The sequence below is a fragment of the Variovorax paradoxus genome, from assembly GCF_009498455.1.
Lineage (GTDB): Bacteria > Pseudomonadota > Gammaproteobacteria > Burkholderiales > Burkholderiaceae_C > Variovorax > Variovorax paradoxus_H.
On record NZ_CP045644.1, the window covers coordinates 3,035,372 to 3,061,510 of the forward strand.

At 66.5% G+C, this 26,139-nt stretch carries 25 protein-coding genes and 1 pseudogene; 22 read left to right on the top strand and 4 right to left on the bottom strand.

Going from position 1 to position 26,139, the window contains the following annotated elements; all coding sequences use genetic code 11:
• Window positions 1-61 precede the first annotated feature (61 nt).
• Complete coding sequence (locus GFK26_RS13860) at window positions 62-3,301, bottom strand: Rne/Rng family ribonuclease (RefSeq protein WP_153282456.1); 3,240 nt, start codon at window positions 3,299-3,301, stop codon at window positions 62-64.
• A gap of 547 nt (window positions 3,302-3,848) precedes the next feature.
• Between GFK26_RS13860 and GFK26_RS13865 the strand changes: the two are divergent.
• From GFK26_RS13865 to GFK26_RS13880, 4 genes and pseudogenes are all read left to right on the top strand, one after another.
• Window positions 3,849-4,934, top strand: a pseudogene (locus tag GFK26_RS13865) (RluA family pseudouridine synthase); the annotation flags it as partial.
• Between the two features lie 6 nt (window positions 4,935-4,940).
• On the top strand, window positions 4,941-5,624 hold the full coding sequence (locus GFK26_RS13870) for an HAD family hydrolase (RefSeq protein WP_153285967.1): 684 nt from the start codon (window positions 4,941-4,943) through the stop codon (window positions 5,622-5,624).
• Window positions 5,625-5,634: 10 nt separating this feature from the next.
• Window positions 5,635-6,003, top strand: coding sequence for a Rieske (2Fe-2S) protein (locus tag GFK26_RS13875; protein ID WP_062475569.1), 369 nt, complete (start codon window positions 5,635-5,637; stop codon window positions 6,001-6,003).
• Between the two features lies 1 nt (window position 6,004).
• On the top strand, window positions 6,005-7,045 hold the full coding sequence (locus tag GFK26_RS13880) for a S49 family peptidase (protein WP_153282457.1): 1,041 nt from the start codon (window positions 6,005-6,007) through the stop codon (window positions 7,043-7,045).
• Window positions 7,046-7,057: 12 nt separating this feature from the next.
• On the opposite strand, the gene GFK26_RS13885 is transcribed toward GFK26_RS13880, so the two are convergent.
• The 3 genes from GFK26_RS13885 to GFK26_RS13895 are packed head-to-tail and all read right to left on the bottom strand — an operon-like array spanning window position 7,058 to window position 9,572.
• A complete protein-coding gene (locus GFK26_RS13885) occupies window positions 7,058-8,224 on the bottom strand; it encodes an MFS transporter (protein ID WP_153282458.1) in 1,167 nt (388 codons plus the stop codon).
• A gap of 2 nt (window positions 8,225-8,226) precedes the next feature.
• On the bottom strand, window positions 8,227-8,994 hold the full coding sequence (locus tag GFK26_RS13890; protein WP_153282459.1) for an SAM-dependent methyltransferase: 768 nt from the start codon (window positions 8,992-8,994) through the stop codon (window positions 8,227-8,229).
• Complete coding sequence (locus tag GFK26_RS13895) at window positions 8,991-9,572, bottom strand: Maf family protein (RefSeq protein ID WP_153282460.1); 582 nt, start codon at window positions 9,570-9,572, stop codon at window positions 8,991-8,993. Before GFK26_RS13895 ends, GFK26_RS13890 begins: the two co-directional genes overlap by 4 nt.
• An 86-nt stretch (window positions 9,573-9,658) precedes the next feature.
• Between GFK26_RS13895 and GFK26_RS13900 the strand changes: the two genes are divergently transcribed.
• The 18 genes from GFK26_RS13900 (at window position 9,659) to era (ending at window position 26,138) form a co-directional block, all read left to right on the top strand.
• Window positions 9,659-10,216 carry a YceD family protein gene (locus GFK26_RS13900; RefSeq protein ID WP_153282461.1) on the top strand — a complete coding sequence of 186 codons (558 nt, stop codon included), beginning with the start codon at window positions 9,659-9,661 and terminating at the stop codon, window positions 10,214-10,216.
• A gap of 173 nt (window positions 10,217-10,389) precedes the next feature.
• Window positions 10,390-10,572 carry a 50S ribosomal protein L32 gene (gene rpmF, locus GFK26_RS13905; protein WP_007830466.1) on the top strand — a complete coding sequence of 61 codons (183 nt, stop codon included), beginning with the start codon at window positions 10,390-10,392 and terminating at the stop codon, window positions 10,570-10,572.
• 61 nt (window positions 10,573-10,633) lie between these two features.
• On the top strand, window positions 10,634-11,731 hold the full coding sequence (plsX, locus tag GFK26_RS13910) for a phosphate acyltransferase PlsX (RefSeq protein ID WP_153282462.1): 1,098 nt from the start codon (window positions 10,634-10,636) through the stop codon (window positions 11,729-11,731).
• Complete coding sequence (locus GFK26_RS13915; RefSeq protein WP_153282463.1) at window positions 11,731-12,708, top strand: beta-ketoacyl-ACP synthase III; 978 nt, start codon at window positions 11,731-11,733, stop codon at window positions 12,706-12,708. The genes plsX and GFK26_RS13915 overlap by 1 nt, the downstream gene beginning before the upstream one ends.
• Window positions 12,709-12,759: 51 nt before the next feature.
• Window positions 12,760-13,713, top strand: coding sequence for an ACP S-malonyltransferase (fabD, locus tag GFK26_RS13920; protein ID WP_153282464.1), 954 nt, complete (start codon window positions 12,760-12,762; stop codon window positions 13,711-13,713).
• 32 nt (window positions 13,714-13,745) lie between these two features.
• Window positions 13,746-14,489: a 3-oxoacyl-ACP reductase FabG gene (gene fabG, locus GFK26_RS13925; RefSeq protein WP_153282465.1), complete on the top strand. Its 744-nt coding sequence runs from the start codon at window positions 13,746-13,748 to the stop codon at window positions 14,487-14,489.
• A 100-nt stretch (window positions 14,490-14,589) separates the two neighbouring features.
• Window positions 14,590-14,829 (top strand): acyl carrier protein, encoded by a 240-nt coding sequence (gene acpP / locus GFK26_RS13930; RefSeq protein WP_007830471.1) that lies wholly within the window; start codon window positions 14,590-14,592, stop codon window positions 14,827-14,829.
• Window positions 14,830-14,924: 95 nt separating this feature from the next.
• Window positions 14,925-16,169 (top strand): beta-ketoacyl-ACP synthase II, encoded by a 1,245-nt coding sequence (gene fabF / locus GFK26_RS13935; RefSeq protein WP_153282466.1) that lies wholly within the window; start codon window positions 14,925-14,927, stop codon window positions 16,167-16,169.
• Window positions 16,170-16,182: 13 nt separating this feature from the next.
• Window positions 16,183-16,665: a hypothetical protein gene (locus tag GFK26_RS13940; RefSeq protein ID WP_153282467.1), complete on the top strand. Its 483-nt coding sequence runs from the start codon at window positions 16,183-16,185 to the stop codon at window positions 16,663-16,665.
• 9 nt (window positions 16,666-16,674) lie between these two features.
• Window positions 16,675-17,349 (top strand): RNA polymerase sigma factor RpoE, encoded by a 675-nt coding sequence (rpoE, locus tag GFK26_RS13945; RefSeq protein ID WP_225616939.1) that lies wholly within the window; start codon window positions 16,675-16,677, stop codon window positions 17,347-17,349.
• Window positions 17,350-17,366: 17 nt separating this feature from the next.
• Window positions 17,367-18,041: a sigma-E factor negative regulatory protein gene (locus tag GFK26_RS13950; protein ID WP_153282468.1), complete on the top strand. Its 675-nt coding sequence runs from the start codon at window positions 17,367-17,369 to the stop codon at window positions 18,039-18,041.
• Window positions 18,042-18,064: 23 nt separating this feature from the next.
• Entirely contained in the window at window positions 18,065-19,144 is a 1,080-nt protein-coding gene (locus tag GFK26_RS13955; protein WP_153282469.1) for a MucB/RseB C-terminal domain-containing protein, read from the top strand.
• Window positions 19,145-19,252: 108 nt separating this feature from the next.
• On the top strand, window positions 19,253-20,734 hold the full coding sequence (locus tag GFK26_RS13960; protein WP_153282470.1) for a DegQ family serine endoprotease: 1,482 nt from the start codon (window positions 19,253-19,255) through the stop codon (window positions 20,732-20,734).
• 522 nt (window positions 20,735-21,256) lie between these two features.
• Window positions 21,257-23,068, top strand: coding sequence for a translation elongation factor 4 (gene lepA / locus GFK26_RS13965; RefSeq protein WP_153282471.1), 1,812 nt, complete (start codon window positions 21,257-21,259; stop codon window positions 23,066-23,068).
• A gap of 11 nt (window positions 23,069-23,079) precedes the next feature.
• Window positions 23,080-24,045: a signal peptidase I gene (gene lepB, locus GFK26_RS13970; RefSeq protein ID WP_153282472.1), complete on the top strand. Its 966-nt coding sequence runs from the start codon at window positions 23,080-23,082 to the stop codon at window positions 24,043-24,045.
• Between the two features lie 41 nt (window positions 24,046-24,086).
• Window positions 24,087-24,458, top strand: a complete 372-nt coding sequence (locus tag GFK26_RS13975; RefSeq protein ID WP_153282473.1) for a DUF4845 domain-containing protein — start codon at window positions 24,087-24,089, stop codon at window positions 24,456-24,458.
• A gap of 20 nt (window positions 24,459-24,478) precedes the next feature.
• Window positions 24,479-25,165, top strand: coding sequence for a ribonuclease III (rnc, locus tag GFK26_RS13980; RefSeq protein ID WP_153285968.1), 687 nt, complete (start codon window positions 24,479-24,481; stop codon window positions 25,163-25,165).
• Between the two features lie 7 nt (window positions 25,166-25,172).
• On the top strand, window positions 25,173-26,138 hold the full coding sequence (gene era, locus GFK26_RS13985; protein WP_153282474.1) for a GTPase Era: 966 nt from the start codon (window positions 25,173-25,175) through the stop codon (window positions 26,136-26,138).
• The last annotated feature ends 1 nt before the right edge of the window (window position 26,139 follow it).

Genomic DNA, 26,139 nt, shown 5'->3' on the forward strand with positions numbered 1-26,139 from the left:
ACTCCGAAGCAAAAAAAACGGCGCCACGAAGGCGCCGTTTTTACTTGCGAGGGAGCAGGGCTCAGAGCGAGCGCTGCTGTTCCTGCGGCTGCTGCTGTTCGAACGGCAGCGCCATCGAACCGAGGTCGCGACGGGTTTCGACCAGCACCAGCGGGCCTTCGTCGCGCACGATCACCGGCGGGCGCTCGCGTGGCACATGCACCGGCTTCGGCTCGGCGGCGATCGCGGCGCGCGCTTGCGCGATGCGGTCGGCATCCGAGTTGACCCACTGCAGGCCCGAGCTCTCAGCGATCTGCGCGAGTTCGTTCAGCGGCAGTTCGAAGGACTGCACCTTGGGCAGTGCGCGGCCATTGCTGGCGGGTGCTGCTGCTGCGGGCTTGGCGGCCGTTTCGACCACGATGGGTGCGGCGACAGGTGCCGGTGCGGGGGCAGCGGGGCGCTCGAAGCGCGGCTGCTCTTGCACTTGCGGTGCGGGCTCGCGCACTTCGCGCACTTCAGTCGCGGCGACCACTGCAACGGCTTCCGACACCAGCGGCAGTTGCTCCTGCGGCTGGCGCTCGGCCTGGGCTTCGGCTGCCACGGCGCCTTCGGCGACCGGTGCGGCTTCTGCGGCATTGGCTTCGTTGCCACCGTTGCCGGCGTCGTCACGCGGACCACGTTCGCGGCGGTCACGGCCGTAACGGTCGCGCGAACGGCCACGGCGCTCTTCGCCTTCGCGGCGCGGGGCTTGCTGCTCGTTGCCTTCGTTGTTGCCTTGCTCGGCATCGCCTGCGGCAGCCGACTCGGCCACGCGTGCGTCGCCTTCATTGGCTGCAGGCGCGTCGTTGCGGCGCTCGCGGCGGCCGTCGTTGCGCTCACCGCGCGGGCCGCGCGACTCGTCGCCACGGCCGTTGCGGGGCTGGCGCTCGCCGTCGCCGGCGGGCGCTGCTTCGTCGCGCGGCTGTTGCTGCGTGTCGCCGTTGCGCTCACCGCGTTCGTTGCGTTCGCCGCCACGTTCACCACGCTCGCCACGTTCACGGCGCTCGCCGCGGGCGCGCGGTGCGCGTTCCGCTGCGGCATTGCCGTTGTCGTCGCCGCCGGGTGCCGGCTGCTGTTGCTGCGCGTCGAGGTTCAGGTTGCCGTCGAGCAGGGCCTCGGCCGGCGCGTTGCGGCCTTCGCCACCTTCGCGGCGCTCGCCGCGACCGCCACGGCGCTGTTCGCCGTCACGCGGGGTGCGTGCTTCACGTGCCTCGCGCGGTTCGCGTTGCTCGCGTGCCGGGTTGGTGCTGTCGTTGCGCTGCTCGGTGTTGCGAGCCTCGCCGCGGCGTTCACCGCCGCCGCCTTCACGGCGCTCGCCGCCGCGTCCGCCACGGCGCTCGCCGTCGCGTCCACCCGAACGGCCGCCGCCTTCGCCACGGCCTTCGCCGCCGCGTCCACCGCGGCGCTGTTCGCCGTCGGCGCCGCGCGCACCGCGCGCTTCGCCGTCACGGCCTGCACCACGGCCGCCGTCGCGGCGGGGCTTGGGTGCTTCTACCGGAATGGCGCTGGGCGCCGGAGCCGGTGCGGGCGCCGGCGAGCCGCCGCCGAAGAAGCTCTTGATCCAGGCCATGAAGCCGGTCTGTGCCGGGGCCGGGGCAACCACCGCGGGCGGGGCCACCGGTGCCGGGGCGGGCGCAGTTGCGCGCACCGCTTCGGGCTTGGGCGGCACCACGGGCGCGGGTGCGTCCGGCAGCACGCCCTTGATGACCGGCGTCTGCTTGTTGGTGGGTTCTTGCGAACGGCGCGTGACCGAGGTCGGGTCTTCGATCTCGTCGGCCATCTTGTAGCTGGCTTCGATGTGGTCGAGGCGCGGATCGTCGTGCTTCAGGCGCTCGAGCTTGTAGTTCGGCGTTTCGAGCGTCTTGTTGGGCACCATCAGCACGGTGACGCGCTGCTTGAGTTCGATCTTGGCGATTTCAGGGCGCTTTTCGTTCAGCAGGAACGAAGCGACTTCCACGGGCACCTGCACATGCACGGCGGCCGTGTTGTCCTTCATGGACTCTTCCTGAATGATGCGCAGGATTTGCAGCGCGCTCGATTCGGTGTCGCGGATGTGGCCCGAGCCGCCGCAACGGGGGCAGGGGATCGACGAACCTTCGGACAGCGCCGGCTTCAGGCGCTGGCGGCTCATTTCCATCAGGCCGAACTTGCTGATCGAGCCGAACTGCACGCGGGCGCGGTCCTGGCGCAGCGCGTCGCGCAGGCGGCTTTCGACTTCGCGGCGGTTCTTCGACTCGTCCATGTCGATGAAGTCGATGACGATCAGGCCGCCCAGGTCGCGCAGGCGCATCTGGCGGGCCACTTCGTCGGCGGCTTCGAGGTTGGTGCGGGTGGCGGTCTCTTCGATGTCGCCGCCCTTGATGGCGCGGGCCGAGTTCACGTCGACCGAGACCAGTGCCTCGGTGTGGTCGATCACGATGGCGCCGCCCGAGGGCAGCTGCACGGTGCGGGCGTAGGCCGACTCGATCTGATGCTCGATCTGGAAGCGGCTGAACAGCGCCGCGTCGTCGCGGTAGCGCTTCACGCGGGCTGCATGCTCGGGCATGACGTGCGCCATGAACTGCTGCGCCTGGTCGTAGATGTCGTCGGTGTCGATCAGGATGTCGCCGATGTCGTGATTGAAGTAATCACGGATCGCGCGAATGACGAGCGACGATTCCTGGTAGATCAGGAAGGCGCCCTTGCCGCCCTTGCCGGCGCCGTCGATGGCGCTCCAGAGCTTGAGCAGGTAGTTCAGGTCCCACTGGAGTTCGGGCGCCGAGCGGCCGATGCCGGCGGTGCGCGCGATGATGCTCATGCCCTTCGGGTACTCGAGCTGGTCCATCGCCTCCTTGAGCTCGGCGCGGTCGTCACCCTCGATGCGGCGCGACACGCCACCGCCACGGGGGTTGTTCGGCATCAGCACGACATAGCGGCCGGCCAGCGAGATGAAGGTGGTGAGGGCCGCGCCCTTGTTGCCGCGTTCTTCCTTTTCGACCTGGACGGTGAGTTCCTGGCCTTCACGGATCACGTCCTGGATGCGGGCCTGGCTGGCCGACACGCCTTCGGCGAAATACTGCTTGGAGATTTCCTTGAACGGCAGGAAGCCGTGGCGGTCTTCGCCGTAGTCGACGAAACAGGCTTCGAGCGACGGCTCGACGCGGGTCACGACCGCTTTGTAGATGTTGCCTTTGCGCTGTTCGCGCCCTTCGATTTCGATTTCGTAGTCGAGCAGTTTCTGCCCGTCGACGATGGCCAGGCGGCGTTCTTCGGCCTGCGTGGCATTGATCAGCATCCGCTTCATGATGCGTTGTCCTTATATGTATCGTTTACCGGCTCATGACGAGCCAACGATGCACGGACGACGCCCGCGAAACCAGGGAATTGCCGCTTGGCCCCGGATGCTGTGACTGCCGCGTCAGGCGCGAGCAGGCCTCTCGAGCGTCAGCTCAAGAAGACAGCCGGGGTGGGGGCGCGTGGATGGGCGCGAGCCAGATTCGGTGTTGGGTGGCTGTCTTTTTGACAGCCGGTTGCGCAAGGGTGGCGCGCACTGCGGGCGATTCAATGCCTGAGGCGACTGGTCGAAACCAGGTCGACCAGCGCAGGCATATTTGAATCAGCAGCATCAACACAACAAGGGACTCGCTTCGATCCGCCTGCAGCTTGGAAGCTGCAGGCTGGGTATTCCGTATCGGTGTTTCGTGGGTGTCGGCTTGACTTGGGTGCCTGGCCTGCCACTTTGCGCGATTGCGCGGGGTTTGCGGGCTGGACGCCAAAGCGGCATCGACCTCACAGCATGGTCGTCAGTGCTCTAAACTTCTGTCTAATCAAGCACTTACACGACCGCGCTGGTGAAAAACATTATAGGTGCGAAGAAAAGCCCCACGGGGGCTCCAAATCCCGCGGATCGACCCGCGGGCGCCGACGCCGGCACGCCGCACGCGGCCATCCACTTCCTGACCGTCGACGCCGAATCCGCAGGGCAGCGGCTCGACAATTTCCTGTTTCGCCATCTGAAAGGCGTGCCGAAGACGCACGTCTACCGGATCATCCGGTCGGGCGAGGTGCGCATCAACAAGGGCCGCGTCCAGGCCGACACCCGCATCGAAGACGGCGACCAGGTCCGGATTCCGCCGGTGCGAATTTCGCCGCGCGCCGAAGAGGGCGCCACACCGCCCGCGCCGGCACGCGAATTTCCGGTGCTGCTCGAAGACGAGGCCGTGCTGGCCATCGACAAGCCCGCCGGCGTCGCGGTGCACGGCGGCAGCGGCGTGAGCTTCGGCGTGATCGAGCAATTGCGCACGGCGCGTCCGGGCGCCAAGTTCCTGGAGCTGGTGCACCGGCTCGACCGCGAAACCTCCGGCATCCTGCTGGTCGCCAAGAAGCGCAGCGCGCTGGTGGCATTGCAGGACCAGTTCCGCGAGCGTGAAACCGGCAAGACCTACCTAGCGCTGGTCGAAGGCGACTGGCCGGCCAACAAGAAGGTGCTCGACGCGCCGCTGGCCAAGTACCTGCTGCCCGACGGCTCGGGCGCCGGTGCCGGCGAACGCCGCGTGCGCGTGGTCGCCAAGGACCACCCCGACGCGATGCGCGCCATCACGCTGGTGCGCGTCCTGGCCCGCCTCAGCCTGCCGGGCGACGCCGCGCCGCTGTCTTTGCTGGCGGTGACCATCAAGACCGGGCGCACCCACCAGATCCGCGTGCACCTGGCCTCGGCCGGGCATCCGATTGCGGGCGACGACAAATACGGCGAGTCCGATCGGCAGCGCGCCTTGCACAAACTCGGCCTCAAGCGCATGTTCCTGCATGCGTGGCGGCTGCAATTCAACCACCCGGCCAGCGGCGAGCGCATCGCGCTGCAGGCCGGACTGCCGCCCGAGCTGCATGCGCTGATGTCGCGCGCGGCGCTCGAGGCGATGGCGCAACACCCCACCCCACGGCCCATGACTGATTCTTCCGCCCGCCCTGCACGTCCCCCGCGCTTCGACCTGATCGCCTTCGACTGGGACGGCACGCTCTACGACTCCACCCGCCTGATCGTGCGCTGCATCCAGGCGGCCGTGGTCGATGTCGGCGGCGCCAAGCCCAGCGAGGACGATGCCGCCTGGGTGATCGGCCTGGGCCTGGCCGAGGCGCTCGCGCGCGCGGCGCCCGATGTGCCGAAAGAAAAGTACCCCGAACTCGGCGCCCGCTACCGCTACCACTTCCTGCAGCACCAGGACGACCTCGTGCTGTTCGACGGCGTGCTGCCGATGCTTGATGCGCTGCGCGCGCGCGGCCACAAGCTGGCCGTGGCCACGGGCAAGTCGCGCCGAGGTCTCAACGAAGCCTTGAAGACTGTGGCGCTGCGCGACCGCTTCGACGCCTCGCGCACCGCCGACGAAACCTTCGGCAAGCCGCATCCGCGCATGCTGCTCGAACTCATGGAAGAGCTCGAGGTGCCGGCCGAGCGCACGCTGATGATCGGCGACACCACGCACGACCTGCAGCTGGCACAGAACGCCGGCTGTGCCAGCGTGGGCGTGGGCTTCGGCGCGCACGCGTCGTCGACCTTCGACGAATTCAAGCCGCTGTACGTGGCGCAATCGATCGCCGAGTTGCAGGCCTGGCTGCTCGGCAACGCCTGAGGGGCACAGCATGAGCGACCAGCGTATTCCGCTGTGCAATGCCTCGGACCTGGTCGAGGGCGGCAACGCCGTGCCCTTCGATGTGGTCCATGGCGGCGAAACCTGCCGCGCCTTCGCGGTCCGCTTCGAGGGCCTGCCGCATGCGTACCTGAATCGCTGCAGCCACGTGGCGATGGAGATGGACTTCCAGCCCGACCGCTTCTTCGACGACAGCGGCCAGTGGCTGCTGTGCGCCACCCACGGCGCCGTCTACAAGCCCGACACCGGCGAATGCGCGGGCGGGCCGTGCCGCGGCGGGCTCGTGAAGATCGCGCTGAGCGAAGAAGACGGCGTGGTGCACTGGCATACTGACTGGAACCTCCAACCTCTTTCCTTCTGACATGACCGATCCGAACCGCAGGGAACCCCGGGGTTTCGAACCGCTGGAGCCGGCCGCCCCCCTCACGACATCCCAAGACAGTCCCCGCACCATGGCCCAAGACCCCACACAGCGCCCCGGGTGGGAGCGCGCCACCCTCGAGAAACTCGCTTTTGCCTCCCTGAACGAGCAGAAGGCCACGCGCCGCTGGAAGACCTTCGTGCGCCTGGGCTGGCTGGCCTTTTTCGTGTTCCTGGCCTGGTTCGCGCTGTCGCGCAGCACGCCCAGCACCGCCAAGACCACGGCTCACACGGCCGTCGTCGAGATCAAGGGCGAGATCGCCAACGGCGGCGACGCCAGCGCCGAGTTCGTGATCGCCGCCATGAAAACGGCCTTCGAGGACGAGGGCGCCAAGGGCGTGGTGCTGCTGATCAACTCGCCCGGCGGCAGCCCGGTGCAGGCCGGCATCATCAACGACGAGATCCGACGCCTGAAGGCCAAGCACAAGAAGCCGGTCTATGCAGTGGTCGAAGAAACCTGCGCATCGGCGGCGTATTACATCGCCGCCGCCGCCGACAAGATTTTTGTCGACAAGGCCAGCATCGTCGGCAGCATCGGCGTGCTGATGGACGGCTTCGGCTTCACCGGCGTGATGGAAAAGGTCGGCGTCGAGCGGCGGCTGCTGACGGCCGGCGAGAACAAGGGCTTCCTCGATCCGTTCAGCCCGATGAACGACGCGCAGCGCGCGCATGCCCAGTCGATGCTCGACCAGATCCACACGCAGTTCATCAACGTGGTGAAGACGGGCCGCGGCGACCGCCTCAAGCTCGATACCCCGGGGCTGTTCAGCGGCTTGTTCTGGAGCGGCGAGCAGGCCGTCGAGTTCGGCTTGGCCGACCAGCTGGGCAACGTCGACTTCGTGGCACGCGAGGTGATCAAGGCCGAGGAAGTCATCGACTACACGCGCCGCGACAACGTGGCCGAGAAGCTGGCCAAGAAGTTCGGCGCCGCCATGGGCGCGGCCTCGGTGGGTGCGCTGAAGACCTCGCCAGCGCTGCGCTGAGCGCGGCTTTTTTCAGGCGGCGCTGTTGTCGCCGCTGCCGGTGAATTTGGCCGAGGCCGCCAGCGCGGCGGCAAAGGCCACCACCACATAGAGCGCGGCGGTCAGCGAGCTGACCCGCGCCAGCAGGCCGATCACCGCGGGCCCCGCCATGAATCCCAGATAGGCGATGGCCGACACGGCGGCAATGCCGTTGGCAGGTGCCACACCCGGCACGCGGGCCGAGGCCCCGAACAGGATCGGCACCACGTTCGCAAAACCGACGCCGACCCCCGCAAAGCCCAGCAATGCGAGCCATGGCAGATCGGTCAGCAGCACCAGCGTCATGGCCGCCGCTGCGAGTAGTCCGCTGCCGCGCAGCAGGGCGGTCGGCGAAAAGCGCGCGCGCATTGCGTCGCCACCGAAACGCGCGGCCGCCATCGCGGCGGAAAAGCTCGCATAGGCCAGCGCGGCCTGCTGCTGCGGGCTGCCCAGTTCCTGGTGCATGTAGAGCACGCTCCAGTCGTAGATGGCGCCCTCGGCGATCAGCCCCAGCGCGGCCAGCACGCCGAGCACCGCGAGTACCCCGCGCGGCAGGCGGAAGCCGTGGTCCGCTGCGGCCGCGCCGTCAGCGGGCGCGGCCGGCGTAGGCAGCATGCGCGTCGACGCGATCGCGACCACGCCGATCATCGCCACGGCCACGGTCCATAGGTGCGTCTGCGGCGCCATGCCGGCGGCCAGCGCCGCGCTGCCGCTCGCGGCCCCGACCATGCCGCCAAGGCTGAACATGCCGTGCATGCCGCTCATCAGCGGCTGATTGCCGCGCAACTCGAGCTGCGCGGCCTCGGCGTTGATCGCCACGTCGAACACGCTGGTGACGAGGCCGAAGACGGCGAGCAGGCCCAGCAGTGCGGCGTAGCCCGGCATCGCGATGAGGCCGGCGATCAGCAATGCGTAGATGCAGCCGCAGAGCGCGGCCATGCGGCGCGGGCCGTGGCGGCCGATCCAGCGCCCGGCGCTGGTCAGGCCGACCATCGCGCCGGCGCCTGCCGCGAGCATGGCGAGCCCGAGTTGCGCCTCGTCGATGGCGTAGTGCGCCTTGACCGTCGGTACGTGCACGCCCCAGGTCGCAAAGATGAAGCCCGACGCGAAGAACTGGGCGCGCGACGCCCAGCGCGTACCGGCCGTGACGCCCGGCCCCACCGTCAGCGCCCGATCGCGAACACGGCGGGCAGGCGCTCGTCGGTCGTGGCCTGCGGCTTGGCGGCGCGCCAGGCTTTCACCGTCTCGCTGCGGACCTGCGCGGTCGCCAGCGTCAGGCCGCGCGCGACGGCGAGCCGGGTGTTGTGCTGCAGCGTCTGCACCAGTGCCTGCAGCAAGGCGGCGTTGCGGTACGGCGTTTCGATGAAGAGTTGGGTCTGGCCGGTCTTGAGCGCGAGCGCCTCCAGTTCGCGGATGCGCGCCTGGCGCTCGCCGCCGTCCTGCGGCAGGTACCCGACGAAGGCGAAGTTCTGTCCGTTCAGGCCGCTTGCGGCGAGCGCCAGCAGCAGCGAGACCGGGCCGATGAGCGGCACGACGGTGATGCCCAGGTCGTGCGCGGCGCGCGCCACCGACGAGCCGGGGTCCGCCACGGCGGGCATGCCGGCTTCGCTCAACAGGCCGACGTCGTGGCCTTCGAGGGCTGCAGCCAGCAGCGGGCGGGCGTCGAACTGGCCCGCGTGGTCGCCTTTCTTGTGCACTTCGCGCGGCAGCTCCTGGATGTTCTGCGCCTGCAGCGGCGCGGCCAGCGGGGCGACCGCATCGATGCGCTTCAGGTAGGCGCGCGCCGACTTGGCGTTTTCGCAGATCCAGTGCGTGATGCTGGCGGCCGTCTGCAGCGTGCCCAGCGGCAGGGCGTCCTGCAACGGCGCCTGGAGATCGCAGCCGAAATCGAGCGGGGCGGGGACGAGATAGAGCTTGCCTGGGGTGGTCACAGCAGGTCGACCCCCGCGGCGCGCAGCATCCGGCAGGTGCGGATCAGGGGCAGGCCGACCAGCGCGGTCGGGTCGTCGCTGTCGATGGCGTCGAGCAGCGCGATGCCGAAGCCTTCGCTCTTGGCGCTGCCGGCGCAGTCATAAGGCTGCTCCACTAATAGATAGCGCTCGATGGCGGCGTCCGAGAGGTCGCGGAACACCACGCGCACGGGGGCGATGTCGCGCTGGACGAAGAACGTGGCATGGCAGACGACGGCCACGGCGGTCTGGAAGATCAGCGTCTGGCCGCGCATCCGGCGCAATTGGGTGGTGGCCCGCGCGTGGTCGCCGGGCTTGCCGAGCGCTTCACCCGCCAGGTCGGCGACCTGGTCGGAGCCGATCACGACCGCGTCGGGAAAGCGCGCGGCCACGGCATTGGCCTTTTCCAGCGCCAGGCGCTCTGCCAGCGCGCGGGGCGTTTCGTTTGCGTGCGGAGTTTCGTCGACGTCGGGCGCGTGCATGTCGAAGGGCAGATGGAGGCGGGTGAGCAGTTCTCGGCGGTAGCGCGAGGTCGAGGCAAGGATCACGGTGCGTTGCATGCAGCGATTGTGCGTGAGCGACCGGACCCGACCCGTCCGGTGGGTTGCTCGCCTGGGAAGCCCGCGGGCGCGCTAGACTGGGGCGGATGAAGAGAGAATTTGCCCCCGAAAGGCTCAATGTGCCCGCGTTCACCGCGGCGGCCGCCACGCTGGAAGGCGACGACCCGGTCCCGGGCTTTGCGCGCCTCGTTGCCGAACTGGCAACGCCGGCCACCGACGTCGTGGTCCGCTGGGAAGCGACCGGCGAGGAGCGCCCCGGTGCCGACGGCAAGGCGACGTCCTGGCTGCACCTGGACGTCGAAACCACCGTGCCGCTGGTGTGCCAGCGCTGCCTGTCCCCCGTCGATACCGACCTGTTCGTGGACCGCTGGTTCCGTTTCGTGGCCGACGAAGCCACGGCCGAGGCGGAAGATGAAGACTCCGACGAAGACCTGCTGGTGATCAGCCGCGATTTCGATCTGCGCGAGCTCATCGAGGACGAACTGCTGATGGAAATCCCCACCATGCCGGTGCACGACGAGTGCCCTACGCCGGTTCGCCTGTCCTCGAGCGACGACGATTTTCAGGCGGCCGAAGAGGCCAAGCCGAACCCCTTTGCCGTGCTCGGCGCGTTGCGTCCGCGCAAGCCGGAAGAGGGCAAGTAGCCCTTTCTCTGCGGCTGGGCTATAATCATGGGCTTCGCGCGCGCCGCCTTGAGCAGCAATGCAAACAAGGCAAAGGCAGAACGTGGCATTCCATGCATGCCGCCGGAGCTTTCGTCTCATTGCCACCGCTTGAGCCCGCATCCAGTCACCCACCTAACCGTCCAGGAGCCATCATGGCCGTCCAGCAAAACAAGAAGTCGCCTTCCAAGCGCGGCATGCACCGTTCACACAACGCTCTGGTTGTTCCCGGCATCGCCGTGGAGCCGACCACCGGCGAAACGCACCTGCGCCACCACATCAGCCCCAACGGTTTCTACCGTGGCCGTCAGGTGCTCAAGAACAAGTCCGAAGCCTGATCTCGAATCCCAAGGCCAAGGCCCGAAGCTACTTTTGCCGTAGCGTCGGGCCTTTGTTTTGATGGCTGCGCCTTTTTCTCCCGAACTCACTGCTGCGCCCGCCGCAATCACGCTCGCCGTGGATTGCATGGGGGGTGACCATGGGCCGCGTGTCACGCTCGCGGCCTGCCGCGCGTTTCTTGAGCGGCACAGCGAAGCTTCGTTGCTGCTCGTCGGTGCGCCGGTCGCACTGGCGGGGTTTGCCGATCATCCGCGCGCTCGCATCGTGCCGGCCAGCGAAGTGGTCGGCATGGACGATCCCATCGAAATCGCCCTGCGCAAGAAGAAAGACTCTTCGATGCGTGTTGCGATCCAGCAAGTCAAGGATGGCACCGCGCAAGCGGCCATATCTGCTGGCAACACGGGTGCATTGATGGCCATCGCGCGCTATCTGCTCAAGACGCTCGATGGCATCGACCGTCCCGCCATTGCGCCCCAACTGCCGAATGTGAAGGGCGGGGCGACCACTGTGCTCGATCTCGGCGCGAACGTCGATTGCGACGCAGAAGATCTGCTGCAGTTCGCCGTGCTGGGTTCGGCGCTCGTTTCGGCGCTGACCGGCAACGAGTCGCCTTCGGTAGGCCTGCTCAACATTGGCGAAGAGGCCATCAAGGGCAGCGAAACCATCAAAAAGGCGAGCCAACTGCTGCGTACGGCGGCCAACTCCAAGGATTTGAACTTCTACGGCAACGTGGAGGGCAACGACATTTTCAAGGGCACGACCGACATCGTCGTGTGCGATGGATTTGTCGGCAACGTGGCGTTGAAGGCCAGCGAAGGCGTCGCTTCGATGATCGGCGAATTCATTCGCGTCGAATTCTCGCGGAACATCTTCACCAAACTGGTTGCAGTTGTCGCTTACCCGGTGCTAAAAGCGTTCAAAGGTCGCCTGGATCACCGTCGCTACAACGGCGCAGCTCTTTTGGGCCTGCGCGGGCTGGTGTTCAAGAGCCATGGCTCGGCCGACGAAGTGGCTTTCGGCCATGCGTTGGATCGCGCTTATGATGCCGCTCGCAACAACCTGCTCGATCGCGTGCGGGCCCGCATCGCCCACGCCGCGCCATTGCTCGCGCGGCAGGAGTCGGCGGCGCCGGCCGACGCGACAGCCCTTCACGCTTGATGACCCCTTTTTCGCGCATCACCGGCACCGGCAGCTATCTGCCCCCCCGCCGCGTCACCAATGACGATCTTGCCAAGGATCTGGCGACACGCGGCATCGAAACCTCCGATCAGTGGATCGTCGAGCGCACCGGCATCCACGCGCGCCACTTTGCGGCGCCCGATGTCAGCAGCAGCGACCTCGGCCTCGAGGCCGCGAAGCATGCGCTGGAAGCCGCCGGCCGCAAGGCAAGCGACGTCGACCTGATCATCGTCGCGACCTCGACGCCGGACATGGTGTTCCCGTCGTCGGCCGCGATCCTTCAGCACAAGCTCGGCATCGCCGGCTGTCCGGCCTTCGACGTCCAGGCGGTCTGCAGCGGTTTTGTCTACGCACTGACCGTGGCCGACGCGATGATTCGCACGGGCACCGCGCGCTGCGCGCTGGTGATCGGCGCCGAAGTGTTCTCCCGCATCCTCGACTTCAACGACCGCACCACCTGCGTGCTGTTCGGCGATGGCGCGGGCGCGGTGGTGCTCGAGGCCTCCGACGAGCCCGGCATCCTGGCCAGCGACCTGCACGCGGACGGCAAGCACGTCGGCATCCTGTGTGTGCCGGGCCATGTGTCGGGCGGCAACGTGCTCGGCACGCCGCTGCTGCACATGGACGGCCAGGCCGTCTTCAAGCTGGCGGTCCGCGTGCTCGAAGAGGCCGCGCGCGCCACGCTCACCAAGGCAGGCAAGACAGAGGCCGACATCGATTGGCTGATCCCGCACCAGGCCAACATCCGCATCATGGAAGGCACGGCCAAGAAGCTGAAGCTGCCGCGCGAGAAGTTGGTCGTCACGGTGCATGAGCACGGCAACACCTCGGCCGCCTCGATCCCGCTGGCGCTCGACGAAGCTGTGCGCTCCGGCAAGGTGAAGAAGGGTGAAACTCTCATGCTGGAAGGCGTGGGTGGTGGCTTCACCTGGGGCGCGGTGCTATTGAATCTGTAGTGCGTCGCGGCGCCCCGAAGCGGGCGTCGGCGCGGTGACGAAGAAACAACAATGAAATCCTTTGCTTTTGTCTTTCCGGGTCAGGGCTCGCAGGCGGTCGGCATGCTCGACGCCTGGGGCGATCACCCGGCGGTGGCCGAGACCCTGCGCGAAGCCTCCGAAGCGCTGGGCGAAGACATCGGCGCACTGATCAAGAACGGTCCCAAGGAAGAGCTGGCGCTCACCACCAACACGCAGCCCGTGATGCTGGTGGCCGGTGTGGCCGCCTGGCGCGCCTGGCTGGCCGAGGGCGGCCAGGCGCCGTCCGTCGTGGCTGGTCATTCGCTGGGCGAGTATTCGGCGCTGGTGGCGTCAGGCGTGCTGACGCTCGCACAGGCGGCGCCGCTGGTGCGTTTCCGTGCGCAAGCCATGCAACAGGCGGTGCCGGTCGGCGTCGGCGCGATGGCGGCGATCCTCGGCATGGCGTCGGACAAGGTCATCGCCGGCTGCGCGGAAGCCACCGCCACGTTCGGGCCGGGCAGCGCCGAGGTGGTCGAGGCCGTGAATTTCAACGATCCGATGCAGACCGTGATCGCCGGCAGCAAGGCCGCGGTCGACAAGGCCTGCGAGCTGCTGAAGGCCAATGGCGCCAAGCGTGCGTTGCCGCTGCCGGTGTCGGCACCGTTCCATTCGAGCCTGATGAAGCCGGCGGCTGAAGCCCTGCGCGAGAAGCTCGCGAGCGTGGCGCTGGCCGCACCGCAGATCCCGGTGCTCAACAACATCGACGTGGCCGTCGAGACCGACCTCGATCGCATCCGCGACGCCCTGGTGCGCCAAGCCGCCGGCCCGGTGCGCTGGGTCGAAAGTGTTCAGGCCTTGAAACTGCGCGGCGTAACCTCCATCATCGAGTGCGGTCCCGGCAAGGTGCTGGCCGGCATGGTGAAGCGCATTGCCCCTGAACTGGACGCCGCGTCGGTGTACGACCCGGCCACTCTCGCGGACGTCCGACAATCGCTCGCCGGCTGAACGCCGCCAGGCACCGATACTCTTTCTCTTTTATGAGCATTCCCAAATTCGAAGGCCAGGTCGCCCTGGTCACCGGCGCAACGCGCGGCATCGGCGCTGCCATTGCGCTTGAGCTGGCGCAACGCGGCCTCAAGGTCGTGGGCACCGGCACCACCGACGACGGCGCTGCCAAGATCACTCAGGCCCTGAGCGCGTTCGACGGTCGCGGCCGTGCGCTCGACGTGAACGATGGCGCTGCCGTCGAAGCCCTGATCGATGAGATCGTGCAGGCTTACGGCGCGATCCACGTGCTGGTCAACAACGCCGGCATCACGCGCGACACGCTCGCCATGCGCATGAAGGACGACGACTGGGATGCGGTGCTCGACACCAACCTCAAGGCCGTGTTCCGCCTCTCGCGCGCGGTGATCCGCCCGATGATGAAGCAGCGCTATGGCCGCATCATCAGCATCACGAGCGTGGTGGGTGCGTCCGGCAATGCCGGGCAGGCCAACTACGCGGCCGCCAAGGCGGGTGTTTCGGGTATGACCCGCGCGCTGGCCCGCGAGCTCGGCAGCCGCAACATCACGGTCAACTGTGTCGCGCCGGGCTTCATCGAGACCGACATGACGGCCAGCCTGCCGGAAGCCCAGCAACAGGCGCTGCTCTCGCAGATCCCGCTGGGCCACCTGGGCAAGCCGGCTGACATCGCGCATGCAGTGGCTTACCTTGCATCGCCGCAGGCGTCGTACGTGACGGGGCAGGAACTGCACGTCAACGGCGGCATGCACATGTAGCCGAAAGGCGCAATCTTTTTCCGTACCGGAGCTCGGGGCAAATGCCACGGGCCGCCCGGCTAAAATCCACCAGTTACCTACAACCCTTAGAGGGAATCAAATGAGCGATATCGAAGCACGTGTCAAGAAAATCATCGCCGAGCAGCTCGGCGTGGAAGAGTCCCAAGTGACGAACGAAAAGGCTTTTGTGGCCGACCTCGGCGCTGACTCGCTCGACACGGTCGAACTCGTGATGGCACTCGAAGACGAGTTCGGCATCGAGATCCCGGACGAAGACGCAGAGAAGATCACGACGGTGCAGAACGCCGTCGACTACGCCACCAAGAATCAAAAGGCCTGATCGGCCAGCTGACACTGCAACGACGGCCGGCGGCTCTTTTTCAACCGCCCGCGCCGATCGGCAGCTGTCCAGCGCTTCCAGAAAGGTTTGCCGGCATGACCAAACGCCGCGTCGTCGTGACCGGGCTCGGTTGCATCGCTCCTGTCGGAAACACCGCAACCGAATCCTGGACCAACCTGTTGGCCGGGAAGTCGGGCATTGCGAACATCACCGCGTTCGATGCAAGCGCTTTCGCCTGCAAGTTCGCCGGTGAGGTCAAGGGTTTCGACATCACCCAATACATCTCGGAGAAAGAAGCGCGTCACATGGACCGCTTCATTCATCTGGGACTTGCCGCCGCCATCCAGGCGGTGCAGGACAGCGGACTGCCGACCGGCGACGCGCTGTCCTATGAAAAGGCCGTGCGCATCGGCTGCAACATCGGTTCGGGCATCGGCGGTCTGCCGATGATCGAACAGACGCACGGTGAATACGCGAGCCGCGGCCCGCGCCGCATTTCGCCGTTCTTCGTGCCGGCGTCGATCATCAACATGATCTCGGGCCACGTGTCGATCAAGTACGGCTTCAAGGGCCCGAACATCGCCGTGGTCACTGCCTGCACCACCGGCCTGCATGCCATCGGCACGTCGGCACGCATGATCGAGTACGGCGATGCCGACGTCATGATCGCGGGCGGTGCCGAATCGACCATCTCTCCGCTCGGCATCGGCGGCTTTACCGCCCCTCGCGCGCTGAGCACGCGCAACGACGATCCCGCCACGGCCTCGCGCCCGTGGGACAAGGACCGCGACGGCTTCGTGCTGGGCGAAGGCTCCGGCGTGCTGGTGCTCGAAGAGTACGAACACGCCAAGGCGCGCGGCGCCAAGATCTACGCCGAAGTCTCTGGCTTCGGCATGACCGGCGACGCGTACCACATGACCGCGCCCGACGTCGACGGCCCCCGCCGGTCGATGGCGATGGCGCTGGCCAACGCAGGTGTCAATGCCGACGAGGTTCAGTACCTGAATGCGCACGGCACCTCGACGCTGATCGGTGACCTCAACGAGACCAATGCGGTCAAGCTCGCCTTCGGCGATCACGCGAAGAAGCTCGTCGTCAATTCGACCAAGTCCATGACCGGCCACTTGTTGGGCGGCGCGGGCGGCATCGAATCGGTGTTCACGGTGCTGGCTCTGCATCACCAGAAGAGCCCGCCGACCATCAACATCTTCAACCAGGATCCGGAGTGCGATCTCGACTACTGCGCCAACGAGGCGCGCGATCTGAAGATCGATGTCGCGGTCAAGAACAACTTCGGCTTCGGCGGTACCAACGGTACGCTGGTGTTCAAGCGCGCTTGAGCGTCGCTCTCCCATGCACAGCGCACCGTCGGTGACCTATCCGGTGGGGCGCACCCGCGGCGCAACCCGGATTCTTCTCGCCCTTTGGACCCTGGGCGTCTGCTGCGCGGGCGCGGCCTGCTATCTGTTCGATAGCAATGGCTGGCGCCAGTTGCTGCTGCTGCTCAGCGTCGTCTTTTCTGGTGTCGCTGCGGGCTTCGGCCTGCGGCGGGATGGTGCGGCCATGCTGCACTTCGACGGATTGCACTGGTCGCTGACCGGTGCCGATCCCTCGCGCGGCGTGCTTGCTGCACGCGCCATCGTGGCGCTCGATTTTCAGTCGCTGCTGCTGATCCGCCTGGCTGAACCCGGTCGTGCGGCACGCTGGGTCTGGCTCGAGCAACGGGCCATGCCCGAGCGCTGGCGCGACGTGCGCCGTGCGGTCTACGCGCGGCCCCCAGCGGCCGAACCGGCCGGCGACCCCTGGCGCGCGACCGCTCCGGCCGATGCGCCCTGACCCGTTTCGATGACCACTTCCTTGCCGCCCGTGCCCCCGGAGTCCGTGCTGCCCGATGGGGCAGCCGAGGCGCCGCGCCCGGGTGAGGTCGACTTCCAGCTGGTCCAGCGCACCGTCGCGGGCGACCAGAAGGCGTTCGAATTGCTGGTCATCAAGTACCAGCGACGCATCGAACGCCTGATCGGGCGCATGGTGCGCGACGTCGACCTGGTCGAGGACATTGCCCAGGAGACCTTCATTCGCGCCTACCGCGCGCTGCACCAGTTCCGCGGCGAGGCGCAGTTCTACACCTGGCTGTACCGGATCGCGGTGAACACCGCCAAGAAGGCGCTGGTGGACATGAAGCGCGACCCCACCGTCTCCGAAAGCGCACTGCGTTCGTCCTCGGACGACGAAGATGAAACTTACCGCCCCGGAAACGAACCAACCACCGATGAAACCCCCGAATCGGTCATGGCGGCGAATGAAATCGCCAGCGCCGTCGAGGCTGCCATGGAAGCGCTCCCCACCGAGTTGCGCCAGGCCGTCACGCTGCGCGAGATCGAGGGGATGAGTTACGAAGAGATTGCCGAGGTCATGGATTGTCCGATCGGCACGGTGCGTTCGCGTATTTTCCGGGCGCGCGAGGCCATTTCGGCCAGGGTCAAGCCGCTGCTGGACAACCAGTCCGGCAAGCGTTGGTAGATCAGCAGGTGAATGACATGAATCAGACGATGACGGTTCGGGAACAGGTGTCCGCACTCGCGGACGGCCAATTGCAGGGCGAGGCGTTCGCGCGTGCGATCGAATCCGTCTGCGCTGAAGATGACTCGCGTGCGGCTTGGCACGCGTACCACGTGGTGGGTGATGTGCTGCGCTCGTCGGCGCATGCGCGCTGCAGCGACACGTCGGCCTTCCTGGCGCGTTTTCAGCAGCGGCTTGCCGAAGAGCCGGTCGTGATCGCTCCTCCTGTGGCCGTGGCACCGCTCGCCGCCGTGCCGGCCGCGATGCCCATGCGGCAACGCGCCGAGGCAGCCAATGAGCCGGTGTTCCGCTGGAAGTTGGTGGCGGGCGCCGCGTCGCTGATGGCCGTGGCGGCCATCAGCTGGACGCTGGTCGGCAACGGCGCCGCGGTGCCGAACGGCGGTGCCCAACTGGCCGCAGTGCAGCCGCCCGTGGCGAATTCGGTGCTGGCGGCCGCTGCCGGTGCCAACGCGTTGCCCGGCAACGGCGCCCTGACGCCGACCCGTGTGCTGGTCGGCAACGGCAACCCGCAGGTCATGCTGCGCGATCCGCGTCTGGACCAGTTGCTCGAAGCCCATCAGCAGGCCGGTGGTGCATCGCAGATGCCTTCCGGTTTCCTGCGCAACGCCACCTTCGAGGGCCCCACGCGCTGATTGCGCGCCCGTCGCCGCCTGCAATGACCGTTCACATGCCGATTTCCGCACGCACCCTCGTGCTCGTGTTAGCCGTTCTCTGCCTGGGGCAGATGGCCGTCGCGCAGACCCGCTATGGGCCGGCCAACACGAAGAGCGTGCCCTCGGCGCAGAACGACGAGCCGCCGGCCATGGGCGTCACCGAGTGGCTGCAGCGCATGCACGCCGGTGCGCGTCAACGCAGCTACGTGGGCACCTTCGTGGTGTCGGCCCCGGGCGGCGACCTGTCGAGCGCGCGCATCTGGCATGTGCGCGACGGCGATCACCAGCTGGAGCGCATCGAAGCGCTGTCGGGCCCGCCGCGCTCGACGTTCCGGCGCAACCGCAACGTGATGACCTTCCTGCCCGAGGCGAAGGTCGTGAAGGTCGAGAAGCGCGAGAACCTCGACCTCTTTCCCAATCTGCCCGACAAGCCCGATTCGTCGGTGGGCGACTACTACGACGTGCGCGCGATCGGCAAGGACCGCGTCGCGGGCTTCGACGCCGACGTCGTGCAGCTCGTGCCGCGCGACGGCCTGCGCTTCGGTTACCGCATCTGGAGCGAACGGCGCTCCGGTCTCGTGGTGAAGCTCCAGACCGTCGACAGCGACACCCGCGTGGTCGAGCAGTCGGCGTTTTCCGAGCTGCAGCTCGATGCGCCCGTGAAGGCGCAGGCGCTGGCGCAGATGATGGCCAACACGACCGGCTACCGCATCGAGAAGCTCGAGCTCGAGCGCAGCACCGCTCAGGACGAAGGCTGGATGCTGCGCACACCCGTGGCCGGATTCAAGCCCCGAAGCTTCTATCGGCGCCCCGCGCCGCCCAGCGGCGACGGCAAACCGCCCAAGCCCGAGGCGAGCACCGTCCAGTGGACCTTCTCCGACGGCCTCGCGACGGTCTCGCTCTTCATCGAACGCTACGACCCCACGCGCACGCCCAGCGACGGCGTGCTGACCATCGGCGCCACCAACGCGATCCGCCGGCGCCTGCCCGCACCGGCCAGCGACTGGTGGCTGACTGCGGTCGGCGAGGTGCCGCAGCAGACACTCAATGCCTTTGCCCAGAGCCTCGCGCGCACGCGCTGACGGGCGATGGGCTGACGCCATGCAGGCGTTCATGCTGAACCAAGCCGACGTAGCCTACTCATAGCCTCTGTCGTTATTTGCAGCTCTGTTCTTTTGGAAAGACAACCGATGATGTTCAAAGTCGAGGGACACAAGCTTCGTTCCGGTCTGCTGGCCTTTGCGCTGGCACTGACGGCCGGTGCCACTTTCCTGCCGGTCGAGTCGGTGCATGCGCAGACGCGCACGCTGCCCGACTTCACCGACCTGGTCGACCAGGTCGGCCCGTCCGTGGTCAACATCCGCACTGTCGAGAAGGTTGCGCAGCGCGGCGGCGGCAACGGCGAGATGGACGAGGAGATGCAGGAGTTCTTCCGCCGCTTCTTCGGCCAGCCGGCGCCGGGCACCCCGCGCCAGGGGCCGCGCCCGAACCGTCCGCAGCAAGAGGAAGAGCAGCGCCCGCGCGGCGTGGGCTCGGGCTTCATCCTGACGGGCGACGGCTACGTCATGACCAATGCGCACGTGGTGGAAGACGCCTCCGAGGTGCTGGTCACGCTGCCCGACAAGCGCGAGTTCAAGGCCAAGATCATCGGCGCCGACAAACGCACCGACGTGGCCGTGGTCAAGATCGAAGCCACGGGCCTGCCCGCGGTGAAGGTGGGCGACATCTCGAAGCTGCGCGTCGGTGAGTGGGTCATGGCGATCGGTTCGCCGTTCGGCCTCGAGAACACCGTCACGGCCGGCATCGTGAGCGCCAAGCAGCGCGACACCGGCGAGTACCTGCCGTTCATCCAGACCGACGTGGCCATCAACCCCGGCAATTCGGGCGGTCCGCTGATCAACATGCGCGGCGAAGTGGTGGGCATCAACAGCCAGATCTATTCGCGCTCGGGCGGCTTCATGGGCATCTCGTTCTCGATACCGATCGACGAAGCGATCCGCGTCAGCGAGCAGCTGCGCACCGCGGGGCGCGTGTCGCGCGGCCGCATCGGCGTGCAGATCGATCAGGTCACCAAGGACGTGGCCGAGGCCATCGGCCTGGGCAAGGCGCAGGGCGCGCTGGTGCGCGGCGTCGAAGCCGGTTCGCCGGGCGAGAAAGCTGGCGTGGAGCCAGGCGACGTCATCACCAAGTTCGACGGCAAGGCGATCGAGAAGCCGAGCGACCTGCCGCGCCTCGTAGGCAATACGAAGCCGGGCACCAAGAGCACGCTGACCGTGTTCCGCCGCGGCAACTCGCGCGACCTGAGCGTGACCATTGCCGAGATCGAACCGGACAAGCCCGCCAAGCGCGCCGCCGACCGCGACGAGCCGGCTGCGAAGCCGCCCGCATCCGCAGCCCTCAAGTCGCTCGGCCTCGCGGTCAGCGACCTCAGCGATGCGCAGAAGAAAGAACTCAAGCTGAAGGGCGGCGTGAAGGTCGACGCTGCCAACGACGCGGCGGCACGGGCCGGCCTGCGCGAGGGCGACGTCATCCTGGCCGTGGGCAATCTCGAGGTGGCGAATGCCCGCGAATTCGAGGCTGCGGTGGCCAAGGCGGACAAGGCTAAGTCGCTGAGCGTGCTCTACCGCCGGGGCGACTGGGCGCAGTACGCGCTGATCCGACCCGCACGCTGATACGGCGTCGGCGTCAAGTGGCCCCACCCGGCAGTCGGGTTTGGGGCCATTTTTTCGAGGTGTTTACGACGCTTCGGCGCCGGCCTCTAAAAAAATCCGAGGCCTCCAAAACGCCAATATTTGTTTGCATTCACTAACTTATAAAGGGGCTAAGGATGGATTTCGGTAGAATAGACAGCTCTCGGCAGCCAGTCAGCGCATAAAGAGGGCGAAGGCCTTCACGATGCGAGATGTCAGACAGCCGTCCACCGGTGCTCCACAGATCGCCCACAAGTTGTTCAGTGAGTGCTCCACCGTTCCTGTGGATAACCTGTTTGTATCTTTAATGTTGTGGACCTGCAACGAGCCCTTTGGACCCTGTTCCCGGATGTACGTGCTTCCCTTTTTGCCTACAATGAAGTTCCAACTACTGCAGTTGCCATTGCTTGTTGGTTCAGGGCGCGTCTCCAGAAGACGCGCCCTTTTTTCTTGGCCTCGCCCCTCGGCGCCCGAGCCAATTCAAGTACTTAAGCGTTCCCGTTGATGAATCACATCAGAAATTTTTCGATCATTGCGCACATCGACCATGGCAAGTCGACACTCGCAGACCGTTTGATCCAGCGTTGCGGCGGTCTCGCTGAGCGCGAGATGGAAGCGCAGGTGCTCGACTCGATGGACATCGAAAAAGAGCGTGGGATAACCATCAAGGCGCAGACCGCCGCGCTGCACTACAAGGCACGCGACGGACAGGTCTACAACCTCAATCTGATCGACACACCGGGCCACGTCGACTTCTCGTACGAAGTGAGCCGCTCGCTGTCGGCGTGCGAGGGCGCATTGCTCGTCGTCGATGCATCGCAAGGCGTCGAAGCGCAGACAGTGGCCAACTGCTACACCGCGCTCGACCTCGGCGTCGAAGTGATCCCGGTGCTCAACAAGATCGATCTGCCGAACGCAGACCTCGACAACGCGCGCACCGAAATCGAAGACGTGATCGGCATCGACGCGACCGACGCGATTCCGTGCTCGGCAAAAACCGGCGTCGGCATCGACGACATTCTCGAGACCATCGTCGCGCGCATGCCCGCACCGCGCGGCAATCCCGACGGCCCGCTGCGCGCGATGATCATCGACAGCTGGTTCGACGCCTACGTCGGCGTCGTCATGCTGGTGCGCGTGGTCGACGGCCGCTTGGTCAAGGGCGAGCGCATCAAGATGATGGCGTCGGGCGCGATGTACAACGCCGACAGCATCGGCGTCTTCACGCCCGCCAACGAAGCGCGTGCGTCGCTCGAAGCCGGCGAGGTGGGCTACATCATCGCGGGCATCAAGGAGCTGCAGGCCGCCAAGGTCGGCGACACGGTCACGCTGATCCGGCCCGGCACCGGCGGTGCGGCCGCCACGGCCACCGAGGCGCTGCCCGGCTTCAAGGAAATCCAGCCGCAGGTGTTTGCCGGCCTGTACCCGACCGAAGCCAGCGAGTACGACTCGCTGCGCGACGCGCTCGAGAAGCTCAAGCTCAACGATTCGTCGCTGCGCTACGAACCCGAAGTGAGCCAGGCGCTCGGCTTCGGCTTCCGCTGCGGCTTCCTCGGCCTGCTGCACATGGAGATCGTGCAGGAGCGACTGGAGCGCGAGTTCGACCAGGACCTGATCACGACCGCGCCGAGCGTGGTCTACCAGGTGGTGCGCAACGACGGCGAAGTCATCATGGTCGAGAACCCGTCCAAGATGCCCGACGTCGGCAAGATGGCGGAGATTCGCGAGCCCATCGTCACCGTGCACCTGTACATGCCGCAGGAATACGTCGGCTCCGTCATGACGCTGGCCAACCAGAAGCGCGGTGTGCAGCTGAACATGGCCTACCACGGCCGCCAGGTCATGCTGACCTACGAGATGCCACTCGGCGAGATCGTGCTCGACTTCTTCGACAAGCTGAAGTCGGTGAGCCGCGGCTACGCCTCCATGGACTACGAGTTCAAGGAGTACCGCGCCTCCGACGTGGTGAAGGTCGACATCCTGCTCAACGGCGACAAGGTCGATGCGCTGTCGATCATCGTGCACCGCAGCCAGTCGCAGTACCGCGGCCGGGCTGTGGTGTCGAAGATGCGCGAGATCATTTCGCGGCAGATGTACGACGTGGCGATCCAGGCGGCCATCGGGGTCACGATCATCGCGCGTGAGACAATCAAGGCACTTCGCAAGAACGTGCTCGCCAAGTGCTACGGCGGCGACATCTCCCGCAAGAAGAAGCTGCTCGAGAAGCAGAAGGCGGGCAAGAAAAGAATGAAGCAGATCGGCTCCGTCGAAGTCCCGCAAGAGGCCTTCCTCGCGATTCTGCAAGTCGAAGACTGATCACCACGAACATGGCATACCTCACCACCCTGGTTCTCGCGGCGTTCGCCAGCTATGTCGGCGCCTGGTATTTCGGCGCGCTCGAAGGCAACTTCGCGCTGCTGCTGTTCGTGGCCACGGTGGTCACCGGGGTCTACTGGCTGGCCGAGCGCTTCTATTTCCTGCCGAAGCGTGAACGTGCCGCTGCTGCGCTCGACAGTTCCATCGCCGAACGCAACACGCGGCTGGCGGGGCAGGGCATCACCCAGGTCGACACCACCGACGCCAAGGCCAGTGAGCGCCTGCTGATGCAGCCCTGGTGGCTCGACTGGACCGCGGGCCTGTTCCCGGTGATCCTGGTGGTGTTTCTGCTGCGCTCGTTCCTGTACGAGCCCTTCAAGATTCCCTCGGGCTCGATGATGCCCACGCTGCTGACCGGCGACCTGATCCTGGTCAACAAGTTCACCTATGGCCTGCGCCTGCCGGTCATCAACACCAAGCTCACCGACGGCACGCCGCTGGCGCGTGGCGACGTGGTGGTGTTCCGTTACCCGCCCAAGCCCAGCATGGACTACATCAAGCGCGTGGTCGGCATCCCGGGCGACGAAGTGGCCTACCTGAACAAGAAGCTCACGATCAACGGCCAGCCGGTGGGCAAGGCCCCGATCGCCGACTACCTCGATGGCGAGTCGATGCGCATCCTGAAGCAGTTCGACGAAGACCTCGGCGGCAAGCAGCACAAGATCCTCAATGACGAGAACGCCCCTGCCTTCGTGCCGGGTGCCAGCGACTTCCCGTTCCGCGAGAACTGCCGCTACTCGGTCGAAGGCGTGGTGTGCAAGGTGCCCGAAGGCAACTACTTCATGATGGGCGACAACCGCGATAATTCGGCCGATTCCCGTTTCTGGGGATTCGTACCGGACAAGAACATCGTGGGCAGGGCCTTCTTTGTCTGGATGAACTTCGGCGATCTCGGTCGCATCGGTCCGTTTCAATAATTAATCAACAGTCAACGTTACTGTTCGAGGGGTAAGAGGGCATGAGAACCAACAGTCGGTCCGTCCGTGGCAGTGCTGCGCGCCAGCGCGGTATCTCGTTCATCGGTTTGCTGTTCGTCGCGGTGGTGCTGGGCTGCGCGGGCGTCGTCGTCGCGCAGGTCATTCCGACGCTGATCGAATGGCAGGCGATCGACAAGGCCGCCAACAAGGCCAAGGAAGGCGCCACGGTGCCTGAGATCCGCGCGATCTTCGACCGCGCCCAGGCCATCGACGACTTCAAGTCGGTCAGCGGCCGCGACCTCGAGATCAAGAAGGTGGGCGACAAGGTCGTCGTGTCGTATGCGTACGAACGCGAGATTCCCCTGTTCGGACCGGCCTACCTGACACTCAAATACAAGGGCGCGTCCCGCTGACCGCGGTGTCGAACAAGAAGGTGGACGGCAGCCTCGTCGCGCTGCAGGCGCGCCTTCAGTACACGTTCTCGGACCCGCGGCTGCTCCAGCTCGCGCTCACGCACCGCAGTTTCTCGGCCGACCACAACGAGCGCCTCGAGTTTCTCGGCGACTCGGTGCTGAACCTGGCCGTCTCGCACCTGCTGTACATCCGTCTCTCGGAGTTGCCCGAGGGCGACCTGTCGCGCGTGCGGGCCAACCTGGTCAAGCAGGACACGCTGCACCGGCTCGCGCTGGGGCTGGCCCTGTCGCCGCTGCTGCGCCTGGGTGAAGGCGAGGCCCGCTCGGGCGGCCCGAACCGGCCTTCCATCCTCGCCGATGCGCTCGAAGCGCTGATCGGTGCGGTCTACCTCGATGCCGGCTTCGCGGCCGCGCAGTCGCTGGTGCACCGGCTCTACGAGGCGGTCGAGATCAATCCGCGCATGGAAGCCGCCGCGAAAGACCCGAAGACCGAATTGCAGGAATGGCTGCAGGGCCACAAAATGAAGCTGCCGGTGTACCGCGTGGCAGCGACGCTGGGTGCAGCGCACAAGCAGACTTTCGATGTCGAGTGCGAGGTGCCCGAGCTGGGCCTTCGCGAGCGCGGCATCGGCGGCTCGCGCCGCGCCGGCGAGCAAGCTGCCGCGGCCGCCATGTTGATCCGGCTCAAGGCACGCGGCGCCGCGTGAAATCAGAATGAACGACGTTACCAATCCCCAAGCGGGACCCGAAGACACCGCAGGCGACACGCCTGCCACCGGGCCGCAGCACTGCGGCCTGATCGCCATCGTCGGCAAGCCCAATGTGGGCAAGTCGACGCTGCTCAATGCGCTGGTCGGCCAGAAGATCAGCATCACCTCGCGCAAGGCGCAGACCACGCGCCACCGCATCACCGGCATGCGCACGCTGGGCGCCACGCAGTTCGTGTTCGTCGACACGCCGGGTTTCCAGACCCTGCATGCCAACGCGCTGAACAAGTCGCTCAACAAGACCGTGCAGGGCGCGGTAGGCGATGTGGACCTGATCCTGTTCGTGGTCGAGGCCGGCAGCTTCACGCCGGCCGACGAGCGCGTGCTCAAGCTGCTCGGCAAGGGCATCCCGACCGTGCTGCTGGCCAACAAACTCGACAACGTGCACCGCCGCGGCGACATCGCGCCCTGGCTGCAGACCATGCAGGCCAAGCACGCGTTCGCCGAGTTCGTGCCGATGTCGGCCAAGAACGCGAAAGACGTCGAGCGCCTGTTCGGCATCTGCGAGAAGTACCTGCCCGAGCAGCCCTGGTTCTACGCCGAGGACGAACTCACCGACCGCAGCGAGAAATTCCTCGCCGGCGAGCTGGTGCGCGAAAAACTCTTCCGCCTCACGGGCGACGAGCTGCCCTACACCTCGACCGTCATCATCGACAAGTTCGAGGAAGAGCCGCCCCAGAAGAAGGGCCAGAAGCGCCTGCTGCGCATTGCCGCCACCATCGTGGTCGAGCGCGATGGCCACAAGGCCATGGTGATCGGCGACAAGGGCGAACGCATCAAGCGCATCGGCATGGAAACCCGCGTCGAGCTCGAGAAGCTGGCCGACGCCAAAGTGTTCCTCGAACTGTGGGTGAAGGTGCGTTCCGGCTGGGCCGACGACGAGGCGCGCGTGCGCTCCTTCGGTTACGAATGAA

What these genes read in the sequence shown, in the direction of transcription:
- GFK26_RS13860 (WP_153282456.1), bottom strand. Translation starts at nt 3,301, where the DNA reads ATGAAGCGGATGCTGATCAATGCCACGCAGGCCGAAGAACGCCGCCTG.
- GFK26_RS13870 (WP_153285967.1), top strand. Translation starts at nt 4,941, where the DNA reads ATGACTGATTCTTCCGCCCGCCCTGCACGTCCCCCGCGCTTCGACCTG.
- GFK26_RS13875 (WP_062475569.1), top strand. Translation starts at nt 5,635, where the DNA reads ATGAGCGACCAGCGTATTCCGCTGTGCAATGCCTCGGACCTGGTCGAG.
- GFK26_RS13880 (WP_153282457.1), top strand. Translation starts at nt 6,005, where the DNA reads ATGACCGATCCGAACCGCAGGGAACCCCGGGGTTTCGAACCGCTGGAG.
- GFK26_RS13895 (WP_153282460.1), bottom strand. Translation starts at nt 9,572, where the DNA reads ATGCAACGCACCGTGATCCTTGCCTCGACCTCGCGCTACCGCCGAGAA.
- GFK26_RS13900 (WP_153282461.1), top strand. Translation starts at nt 9,659, where the DNA reads ATGAAGAGAGAATTTGCCCCCGAAAGGCTCAATGTGCCCGCGTTCACC.
- rpmF (WP_007830466.1), top strand. Translation starts at nt 10,390, where the DNA reads ATGGCCGTCCAGCAAAACAAGAAGTCGCCTTCCAAGCGCGGCATGCAC.
- plsX (WP_153282462.1), top strand. Translation starts at nt 10,634, where the DNA reads ATGGCTGCGCCTTTTTCTCCCGAACTCACTGCTGCGCCCGCCGCAATC.
- GFK26_RS13915 (WP_153282463.1), top strand. Translation starts at nt 11,731, where the DNA reads ATGACCCCTTTTTCGCGCATCACCGGCACCGGCAGCTATCTGCCCCCC.
- fabD (WP_153282464.1), top strand. Translation starts at nt 12,760, where the DNA reads ATGAAATCCTTTGCTTTTGTCTTTCCGGGTCAGGGCTCGCAGGCGGTC.
- fabG (WP_153282465.1), top strand. Translation starts at nt 13,746, where the DNA reads ATGAGCATTCCCAAATTCGAAGGCCAGGTCGCCCTGGTCACCGGCGCA.
- acpP (WP_007830471.1), top strand. Translation starts at nt 14,590, where the DNA reads ATGAGCGATATCGAAGCACGTGTCAAGAAAATCATCGCCGAGCAGCTC.
- fabF (WP_153282466.1), top strand. Translation starts at nt 14,925, where the DNA reads ATGACCAAACGCCGCGTCGTCGTGACCGGGCTCGGTTGCATCGCTCCT.
- GFK26_RS13940 (WP_153282467.1), top strand. Translation starts at nt 16,183, where the DNA reads ATGCACAGCGCACCGTCGGTGACCTATCCGGTGGGGCGCACCCGCGGC.
- rpoE (WP_225616939.1), top strand. Translation starts at nt 16,675, where the DNA reads ATGACCACTTCCTTGCCGCCCGTGCCCCCGGAGTCCGTGCTGCCCGAT.
- GFK26_RS13950 (WP_153282468.1), top strand. Translation starts at nt 17,367, where the DNA reads ATGAATCAGACGATGACGGTTCGGGAACAGGTGTCCGCACTCGCGGAC.
- GFK26_RS13955 (WP_153282469.1), top strand. Translation starts at nt 18,065, where the DNA reads ATGACCGTTCACATGCCGATTTCCGCACGCACCCTCGTGCTCGTGTTA.
- GFK26_RS13960 (WP_153282470.1), top strand. Translation starts at nt 19,253, where the DNA reads ATGATGTTCAAAGTCGAGGGACACAAGCTTCGTTCCGGTCTGCTGGCC.
- lepA (WP_153282471.1), top strand. Translation starts at nt 21,257, where the DNA reads ATGAATCACATCAGAAATTTTTCGATCATTGCGCACATCGACCATGGC.
- lepB (WP_153282472.1), top strand. Translation starts at nt 23,080, where the DNA reads ATGGCATACCTCACCACCCTGGTTCTCGCGGCGTTCGCCAGCTATGTC.
- GFK26_RS13975 (WP_153282473.1), top strand. Translation starts at nt 24,087, where the DNA reads ATGAGAACCAACAGTCGGTCCGTCCGTGGCAGTGCTGCGCGCCAGCGC.
- era (WP_153282474.1), top strand. Translation starts at nt 25,173, where the DNA reads ATGAACGACGTTACCAATCCCCAAGCGGGACCCGAAGACACCGCAGGC.